This window comes from Bradyrhizobium sp. ISRA442 (genome assembly GCF_038085055.1).
Taxonomy (GTDB): domain Bacteria; phylum Pseudomonadota; class Alphaproteobacteria; order Rhizobiales; family Xanthobacteraceae; genus Bradyrhizobium.
Genome location: NZ_JALGCN010000048.1, coordinates 1 through 8,583, shown reverse-complemented (window position 1 = coordinate 8,583; position 8,583 = coordinate 1). Strand labels below are relative to the sequence as shown.

The window sequence follows — 8,583 nt, the reverse complement described above, 5'->3', positions numbered from 1 at the left end:
CTGCCGTCGTGGTCTCCCAGGCGCCGGATTCCGAAAAAGCCGCCGCGACTTGGGAGCCAACTCGCGAAGCCCCAACTACTTCCGAGCGCTTGCGATAGCGATCGTTACCCGAAGGGCCGAGACACCCGAAGGGTGGCTCGGTGAGGAGCGAAGCGACGAGTAGAGCGCGGGCCGAAGGCATCGCCCATACGCCATCCGCTTGCGAACCCGCACATTTGCTCATTGCGATGCTCCCGAATCCGATCGAGGGACGAACACGCCAAGAGGGCGTGGAACCATGGGCGAAACATCGGGCGCCGAAATTGCGGTCGTGACACCGCTGGACGGTATGAGCGCCGGCAACCGATCGCGCGTTTTAATGAGATTGGCTCGCACGACGAACAACGTCGCCGCTGCCGATGACTGTCCGCTGGACGTCCACCTCGGCGGCAGTTCAATGGCAAGCAGATTTGCAAGTTTTGCGACGTAGGCTCGCGTCTCCTCTCGCAGAGAGCCGCCTGCGAGATGCTCTTCGTAGCGAGCTGGTCCCGCATTGTACGCGGCAAACACGCCAGGAGAGCCATACCGATCGAGCAGTTCGCGCAAGTAAGCCGTGCCGGCCAGAATGTTGTCGTGCGGGTCGTAGGGGTCGTTCCCGAGATTGTAGCGCTCGCGAAGCTCCGCCCAGGTCGCCGGCATGATTTGCATCAGGCCCATTGCTCCTCTGGGCGACTTGGCGTGCCCGTCTCCAGCGCTTTCGACGTTGATGACCGACCCGATCCAGTCCATCGGAATTGTAAAACGCCGCGAGGCTTCGTCGACGAAGGCTGCAAACGGCTTGCTTGCCTGAGCAACCGCCTGAACCGACGCCGATCCACTCTGGGCTAGAGCGGCACTGTCCGACACAGCGAAAATAAGCAGCAGCGACACGACAGCCCAAACGCGCACGCCCGACCGAGCCAAGCATGCCGTTGCGCTCGCGCCCGTCCAGGGTAAAGCCGCTTCGCGCCGGCCATGCGGCCGCGCTGGACTGCCGCGGCGCGCGTCGGCCCTGCTAGCATTGGTCGGGACGGAGGAATGATCCCGCGATCGATCGAACAGAGGAATGGCGAGGTAAGAGCGTGGAACACGCACGATCACTCCTCCCACGTCCACACCGGCAGCGCACGGCCGATCACGCTAGATGCCGGAAGAAATCCAAAATACCGGCCGTCAAGAGAATCGTGAGACTGCCAGTTCATCAGAAACAGCTCGCCGTCACGGACGACGCGGCAGCCCTGCCACTTCGGCAGCGGCCGCCCGCGTTCGTCGCGATCCCTCGCCTCGCCCACCGCGACGTCATCGACCGAAATCGAGAGGCCGGTTCTGCAAACACGCTGCCCCGGAAGGGCGAGCACGCGCTTCAGCATGGGTACGCCAATGGGCAAGTAGCCGTTCAGGTCGAGGAAAGTCGCGAGCGGCTCCGGCGGCTGCACGGCGACCAATTCAGTGACCTGGAATTGATCCGCCAGGCGGAGGCGGTAGAGGCCGATCGGCACGCTCGCGGATGCGTTCCAGATGTAAAGCGGAAGCGGCTCTAGGACGATCGTCGCGATGAGAGCAGCAGCGACCCCAATCGTCGCGCTCAGCGTCTTCATGCGGCCCGTCATCGCATCACCTTTTGGCGATGAAGCCAGGCCTGATGGCGCGCTTTCGTATACGGACGCGGGTTTTCATTGACGGACAGGCGGTTGTGAACGTGGTGCCAATGATCGGGCGCAACGTCAGCCGGATCGATGTCGAGCGCCTCGATGGCATCGACCATCTGCAGCACGCGCTCGACCTTCGGCCAACCGGACAGGCGCAGCAAAATCTCTCCGCCGGGTGTCACATAAGGGATGGTCGAGCAGCGCTGTCCCGGAGCGACCGCGCGCAAGATGTCGATGCGAGAAATGATCGTGCCAAAGTCATTGGAGGTCCATCGGACGAAAGCAAGAACGCTGCCTGGCGCAAATGACAGGACACGCCGGTGGCGATCAGGCTTCCGTTCCTCGACAATGCGACCGAACCGAATGCGGTTCTCGATGCGTTTCTCGAGCCACAACACTTCTACTTCCGTGAGGTCGCTCATGACACGGCTCCCTGACGCTGGAGCTGGCGGCCGTGGGCTTGGTGCTTGGTCGCGAGTGTGAATGGCCTGCAAAGGCAGGCTGGCCTGTCGGACTGCCGTTGCCTAGCAGCGCCAACGCGGCGTTCGGGCCGTTCCGTTAGAAGAAATCCGAAGGATTTCTGGTTAGCCGGTGTACTGACCGGTGCCCCCTCGCCGGCGGTGCTGCTGCGAAAATGCCTCGCAACGATTCGCGAACGGAGCGCGCGGTGCGGTCCGGCGGTCGGCGGTGGAGGCGAATGATGGACTTCTATGCAGGGCTCGACGTGTCGCTGGAGGCGACGAACATTTGCGTGGTGGACGGCGACGGCCAGGTCGTCCGGGAAGCGAAACTCGATGCCGATCCGGACGCGATCGAGCTGTTCCTGGCGGAATGGGGCATGCGCCTGAAGCGCGTCGGGCTGGAAGCGTTCTCCTACTCTGCCTGGCTGTTCACGGCGCTCGCCGAAAAGGGCCTCCCTGTGACTTGCATCGAGACCCGGCATGCCAAGGCGGCGATGAACGCGATGTTGAACAAGACGGATAGGAATGACGCCAGGGGCATCGCCCAGATGATGCGGACCGGCTGGTTCCGTGCGGTCCATGTCAAATCGGAGAGCGCGCAAACGCTGCGGGCGTTGCTGGTCGGACGCAAGGCGCTGCTCGGCAAGGTGCTCGACATGGAGAACATGATCCGCGGCCTGTTGCGCCCGTTTGGCCTCAAGGTCGGCGAGATCTCGGTCGGCCGCTTTGACGCGCGGGTGCGCGAGATCATGGCCGGGAAGAGGGATTTGGAGGTCATTGTCGCACCGTTGCTGGACGCTAGAAGCGCGATGCGGCTGCAGCTGGCAAAGCTGCAGCGCCTCGCGCTGGCAGCGGCGCGCAGCGACAATGCCGTGCGGCGGATGATGACGGTACCCGGTGTCGGCGCACTCGTAGCGCTGACCTTCCGCGCCACTGTCGACGATCCGGCGCGATTCAGGAAGTCGACCAATGTCGGCGCGCATTTCGGCCTGACGCCGCGGCGCTATCAATCCGGACAGACCGACCGGATCGGCGGCATCTCCAAATGCGGCGACCAGCTGACGCGGGCGATGCTGTATGAGGCGGCGATCGCGATTCTCACGCGCATCCATAAGAACTTTAAGCTGCGGCTGTGGGGCCTGCGGCTCGCCAGGAAGAAGGGTTTGAAGCGCGCGGCAACCGCCGTGGCACGCGCGCTCGCCGTGCTGCTGCACAAGATCTGGAGCAGTGGCACGACGTTCCGGTTTGGCGCCGGCGGCAAGCGCGGCCGGGTCGCGGAGGCCCTTACATCGCCGCAGCGACCCGGCCGCTTCCACGCGCGCCTTTTCCTTCCGCCACGGCGGAGCAGCGTCTCCCGAGGAGACGGGGATGCGGGTGAGATCGCAACTTTTCTTGCCGGCGGCTTCATGACGGCATTTGAAGCCATCAAGCACGGCGCTGGTTAGCCTGACCGCCCTTTCCTCAGATTCCGGCTTGTGGTGGCCGTCGTGCCAACCACGGATGTTAGCGAGTTCTCCTCGACGAGCGAGTGGCTGCAAAAGGATGTGACGCGCATCAGGCGATGGTGTTGACGTCAGTGATCGCGCAGACTTGCGCGCGATCGCGTTGGCGCGCGTGCATTGGTGACAACAATCGTATTGCAGCGAAGCTTTGCGCGTGAGAGAGTGGATGCATGAGGCATCCTCGTTGCACGCGCGGCCGACTTGTTCACAACGTACTGATTCACAACAAGAAGTTAGTGTCAGTATGTTAGATCGGTTATAGCCAGTGGTTTGATGGTCTACACGATGGCTGCTTTTGCGCATGAAAGCTCGTGCGCTTGTGGCCTGGAACGTCCGCCGAATCCGCGTCGCTCGCGGTATTCCGCAAGAGCAACTGGCATACGATGCTGGGATTGATCGTTCATATATGAGCGGCTTGGAGCGACAAACCGAGAATCCAACCATAGATCTGCTCGAGCGACTGGCCGAAACGCTAGGTGTTCGGCTCTCAGAATTCTTTCTTGAACCGCCCAAGGGAGCCGCCACGCCAAAGCCGCTAGCCAAGGGCCGGAAACGGATTCGTCCCAGCCCTAAGAGCAAGTAGTCGCTGCACGGCTGTGTACTCATTAAGTGGCTGGCCGCCTGATGTCTGCTCAATCCCTAAGAGCGGCGGGAAAGCGGGCCTCTCCCGAGGTCGCTGAAGGGCCGATACCGTTGAAAAAGGCGGCAGTAATTCGATGTAATGGCGCCAGCTCGAAAGCGGCCGAACGGCTTGGCTGGCATTTAAGCGGGCTTGAGGGTTTGCATCGGAATCAGTTTGGCGATCTTGCGAAGGTTCTGAGCGGTGGCTGCGAGGATGAACTCGTCACGCGCGCCGTTTGGACCTCGCAACCGTAGACGGTCGAGCTTGAGAATGCGCTTCAGGTGCGCGAACAGCATCTCGATCTTTTTGCGGAGCCGACGCGAAGTGCGCCCTTCCCATGACCTGGCGATCTGGCGCGCCATATCGCGAGCGCCCTCATAGATGGAGCGCGGTACATTCCGCGATGGCTGCTTGGGACAGCACCGGGACTTGAGGGCGCATCGATCGCAATCGCGCTTGCTGGCGACGTAAAGCATCGTGGCACCGTCGTTCACCAGCGTTCCGGTCGTTGTGAGGACCTTGCCGGCGGGACAGCGATAGACGTCACCCGCGTGGTCATAGCTGAAGTCCTCGCGCGACAAGGTCCCGTCTGGGCGGGCCGACTTGTCGAACACCGTAACGTGTGGCTCGATCCCGTGCTCATAGAGCAGCCAGCCGAGCATCTCGGCCGAGCCATACCCGCTGTCGCCGAGGAGCCGGCTCGGGTAGAGATCGAACCGTTCGAACGAGCGCTCAATCATGCGCCTGGCGGCCAACACCTCCGCCTGCCGGATGGCCGTGGTCGCCTCGACATCGACGATGATCGCATTCTCGACGTCGATCAGATAGTTCGTTGAGTAGGCAAAGAAGGCTTGGCCGCCGTGCGCCCCCGTCCAGCGCGCCGCCGGGTCGGAGGGCGACACGAACTTCGGGGTGACTTCGGTCGCGGCGCCGAAAGCGGCATCATCAAGGACAGCCAGATACTCATCGATCGCTCGGCCGGTAGCCTCCGCTGGAAGTCCCTTGTCGCCTTCGACCCCTTTCTGCCGATTGGCATCGGCCTTGATCAGGCTCGCATCAACGGCAAATCCTTCACCGCCGACCAGCCGCTCCTCGATACATCGGCGCAAGACGTACTCGAACACGCGACGGAAGAGATCGCTCTGCCGGAACCGACCATGCCTGTTCTTGGAGAATGTCGAATGATCCGGCACCGCTCCATCCAGGCCGAGCCGGCAGAACCACCGGTAGGCCAAGTTAAGGTGGACCTCCTCGCAAAGGCGCCGCTCCGATCGAATGCCGAAGCAGTAGCCGATCAGCAGCATCCGGATCATCAGTTCGGGATCAATCGAAGGTCGACCGATGCTACTGTAGAAAGGTGCTAGATCCTGCCTGACCTGTTCAAGGTCGACAAATCTGTCGATCGACCGGAGCAAGTGGTCGGCGGGGATATGCTCTTTCGAGCGAGAACTCATAGAACAACGCAGCCTGTTCGACTTGCCGATGCCCCATCATGACCTTCAGTCCTGCCAATTAGACAGACTGAATCACTGCTATCTCTGAGTCGCAACCGCCGCCTTTTTCAACAGAATCACCCCAAAGCCGACATCCGTGCCTTTATGAGGTACACGCCCTAGCTCGCCCCGTTCACGGGAGATTTTGCGAGGAGCCAAAGGCCAAAAACGCGGTCCCGAAATACGCACAAGGCGGGATGCTCCGTTCGGGTCTTCCCGGCTGTGACCCAAGGCGGTCGCCAACGAACGTTTGAAATGGACAATCAGCCGCCGCGCCGCCGGTCTCAGGCACGGCGGAGTTCACCGCGTCACCGCGTGCTACCGGTCGTAAGCTCTTGCGAGTGAACCGGGATCATCAGGTGCTCGTTGGGTTTGCCTGGGAACATGACGAAGGGCTGCGTCGGGTCTTTGACATCCAGATCGCGCGGATAGGGACTAAGCATCTCGTGTGCTGCGCCGCCGACGATCATCACATGCGGCCCGGTCTGGACCCAATGCTGGTGCGTGTGTCGTTCGGCGGAATCATGATTGCTCGTGCCGGTGTCACCGGCCAGCATGAAAATGAGGCCAATGTTGTGCGGCGGGGCCTGATTGGCCTGCAAGGCTTTGCGCCACTCCATGGCGTTCTGGTCGTCGCATTCCGGCGTTCCATCCTTGCCGATAAAGCACGTGAACCCGTTCGATCCGGTTTGGACGGTCTTAGAAGACCCATCTGGCTGCGGCATGGTGATCGTCGCGCTGTTCACAACCGGCGCCGGAGCGGCGGTCTTCACCTTGGCGATGTACTCTGGTTCGGTCTTCGGGATTTCCTCGGTTGGAAAAGCCGATGCGGACGCGATGAGGGCTGCCGAAGCTGCGCAGAACCCCACCGACGCGAGAGCGTAGAGCCTGTTCATGGCTTACCTCCTGTAGTGGTCGACCGGCATTAAATTGTACCCCAAACCAAGTGGGTGCGCTGCTAAAAGCCGGAGTGCGCCAAGATGTCTCGCTGTTGCGACGATTGCTGTTGCCCCATCGCGTTCGTTATAAAGGTCTGATTTTCTGTCGCTTGTGGGCGTTAAAGCGGAAACTTGGCCGAGCGGTCCATAGTACACGCGCTGTCTAGTCCCGCTTACGGGCCATTTTGCGAAACCAAAGGCGAAAAAACCCGTCCCGAAATTCGCAAAAGGCAAAAAAGCCTTGGCCCAAGGACCTTCGGTAGGAGAAGGCGCTAAATGATTTCCACGCCAGGATCGTTGCCTGGTACGACAAAATCCGGGTTTGCAGGTGATGTTGATATACGGCGCTCAACGACGCCGGTGGCTATCAGCCACTCGTTTGCATTGACGCTTGCAATAATTACAAGTGCATCCTGGTTGGGAAGCGCCTGCAGTCGAGCTATGAGCTCCTTGACCGTCATCGCGATTTCCACTGACGATGGGCCTTGACGGACGAGGTAATTATCTCCGCCCAAACCTAGTGTCCTCGTCCGCCTGTTGCGCAAGCTTCAGCCAATCCTCGGCAAGGCGCAACCAAGCCTCCTTATCCAGCGGGCTCGTCGCCTCCTCCGCCAGCTCACGGCACTTCTCAGCTGCTCTACGGAACCTCTCCGCATTGGCTGGAGGCGATGTCATCGGCAGTTCCTCCCCGATTTCTACATTGGGGTGGAGGTTGTCGATGTGAAAAAGCACCGAACTATCCCGCGAAACGCGCCTTTCGATTGGTCGTTCCAAAGAAAGAAGCTCGGACCCTGTTGCCGCGGGTTGGCGATTCTGCGTTGAAGTTCGACCGGTCCGCACCTAGGTCCTGTCGAACCACTTACCTTATGGCTGGCGGCGCTGCCCTTGTTCCAGTGCCTGTTGCTGCGCAAGCGCAAGCCGCCGCTCCACCTCCTCAAGGCGGCGCTGCATGTCGGCAAGCGCATCGCGCGGTGAGTACAGGTCCGAATAGACTTTCTTGATCTCGTCAATCTGCGCTGAATGTCGCTCATGCGCCCATCGTTTCCGCGCCATTTCTCCTCGTGCTCACCGCGTGGCTCGCGCGATAAACTGGCTCGAACCGCGGACATTCGCCTTCAGAGGGCGACGCTCTACCAACTGAGCTAAGAGGCGATAGCCTGGTCTGGGTGGCGTGCGACCACGCGCCCCCGCGGCCCAAACGCGGTGCTCTTCCACACGAGCTTTACCGAGGTCATGGGGACCTACCGCAGGATTCGAATCTGCGTCCTCCTCGTTCGTAGCAAGGCGCTCATCCACTGAGCTACGTGGGCAAACTGAATAGGCACTGCCAAGCAGACAGCGTTACGTCGCCATCGCCCGTCATTGCGCTCGCGCCAAATCGCCGCAGAGAAATGTGAACCAGATTACAGACGGCCCAATGCAACTGCGGACGATTCTAGATGACCCGGACAGCTTTGCCCCAGCCGGTCTGGCACAACCTTGAGGGGTATACGATCATGAAGCTCATTTTCGCAGTATTATTTTTGGCGGCAATCACCGGAGAAGCAATTGCTTAAGACCGCTGCGGCTGTGCGCAGCAAGTCCGCTCAGCCGGCTGTGGGAATGATCGTGTTTGCAGCGAAATAGCACAGGCCAATTACTGGCGATGCATGTCTGCTTGTTACCCCAATCAGGGCGATGCAAGAACCATAAGGTAGCCGAGGCAGTTTAGCGGGACGGCCAATAATGGGAGAAGGCCGCCGCAGTTGGCAGCCTTCTGTTAATTGGAGCCGCAAGCCGGATTCGAACCGGCGTCATCCCGACTGAGAACCGGGCATCCTGGCCGCTAGACGATGGCAGGATGTTAATTTTCTCGACCTCCAAAGAGGGAGGAATAATCGACATCGAGTTTGGCTGCTCG

At 60.8% G+C, this 8,583-nt stretch carries 9 protein-coding genes, 1 tRNA gene and 2 pseudogenes; 2 read left to right on the top strand and 10 right to left on the bottom strand.

Going from position 1 to position 8,583, the window contains the following annotated elements; all coding sequences use genetic code 11:
* The 4 genes from MTR72_RS39990 to MTR72_RS39975 form a co-directional block, all read right to left on the bottom strand.
* On the bottom strand, nt 1–223 hold a 223-nt coding region (locus tag MTR72_RS39990; RefSeq protein ID WP_341512325.1), incomplete at its 3' end, for a hypothetical protein.
* Entirely contained in the window at nt 220–909 is a 690-nt protein-coding gene (locus MTR72_RS39985; protein WP_280969656.1) for a lytic transglycosylase domain-containing protein, read from the bottom strand. The genes MTR72_RS39985 and MTR72_RS39990, both read right to left, overlap by 4 nt.
* Nucleotides 910–1,115: 206 nt before the next feature.
* Nucleotides 1,116–1,628, bottom strand: coding sequence for a S26 family signal peptidase (locus MTR72_RS39980; RefSeq protein ID WP_341512324.1), 513 nt, complete (start codon nt 1,626–1,628; stop codon nt 1,116–1,118).
* The gene (locus tag MTR72_RS39975) at nt 1,625–2,089 is read right to left on the bottom strand and encodes a DUF2840 domain-containing protein (RefSeq protein WP_341512323.1); all 465 of its coding nucleotides are present in this window, start codon (nt 2,087–2,089) and stop codon (nt 1,625–1,627) included. Before MTR72_RS39975 ends, MTR72_RS39980 begins: the two co-directional genes overlap by 4 nt.
* 278 nt (nt 2,090–2,367) lie before the next feature.
* On the opposite strand from MTR72_RS39975, the pseudogene MTR72_RS39970 reads away from it, so the two are divergent.
* Nucleotides 2,368–3,378, top strand: a pseudogene (locus MTR72_RS39970) (IS110 family transposase); the annotation flags it as partial.
* 553 nt (nt 3,379–3,931) lie between these two features.
* The gene (locus MTR72_RS39965; protein ID WP_220009973.1) at nt 3,932–4,213 is read left to right on the top strand and encodes a helix-turn-helix domain-containing protein; all 282 of its coding nucleotides are present in this window, start codon (nt 3,932–3,934) and stop codon (nt 4,211–4,213) included.
* Between the two features lie 179 nt (nt 4,214–4,392).
* Here MTR72_RS39965 and MTR72_RS39960 read toward each other — a convergent pair.
* The 6 genes and pseudogenes from MTR72_RS39960 to MTR72_RS39935 form a co-directional block, all read right to left on the bottom strand.
* Nucleotides 4,393–5,746: pseudogene (locus tag MTR72_RS39960) on the bottom strand (transposase).
* Between the two features lie 307 nt (nt 5,747–6,053).
* The gene (locus MTR72_RS39955; RefSeq protein WP_280969647.1) at nt 6,054–6,641 is read right to left on the bottom strand and encodes a hypothetical protein; all 588 of its coding nucleotides are present in this window, start codon (nt 6,639–6,641) and stop codon (nt 6,054–6,056) included.
* A gap of 314 nt (nt 6,642–6,955) precedes the next feature.
* Nucleotides 6,956–7,144 (bottom strand): hypothetical protein, encoded by a 189-nt coding sequence (locus MTR72_RS39950; RefSeq protein WP_280969646.1) that lies wholly within the window; start codon nt 7,142–7,144, stop codon nt 6,956–6,958.
* Between the two features lie 40 nt (nt 7,145–7,184).
* Complete coding sequence (locus MTR72_RS39945) at nt 7,185–7,415, bottom strand: hypothetical protein (protein ID WP_341512322.1); 231 nt, start codon at nt 7,413–7,415, stop codon at nt 7,185–7,187.
* A 132-nt stretch (nt 7,416–7,547) separates the two neighbouring features.
* On the bottom strand, nt 7,548–7,736 hold the full coding sequence (locus tag MTR72_RS39940; protein WP_341512321.1) for a hypothetical protein: 189 nt from the start codon (nt 7,734–7,736) through the stop codon (nt 7,548–7,550).
* 711 nt (nt 7,737–8,447) lie between these two features.
* Nucleotides 8,448–8,520, bottom strand: a tRNA-Glu gene (locus tag MTR72_RS39935).
* Between the last annotated feature and the right edge of the window lie 63 nt (nt 8,521–8,583).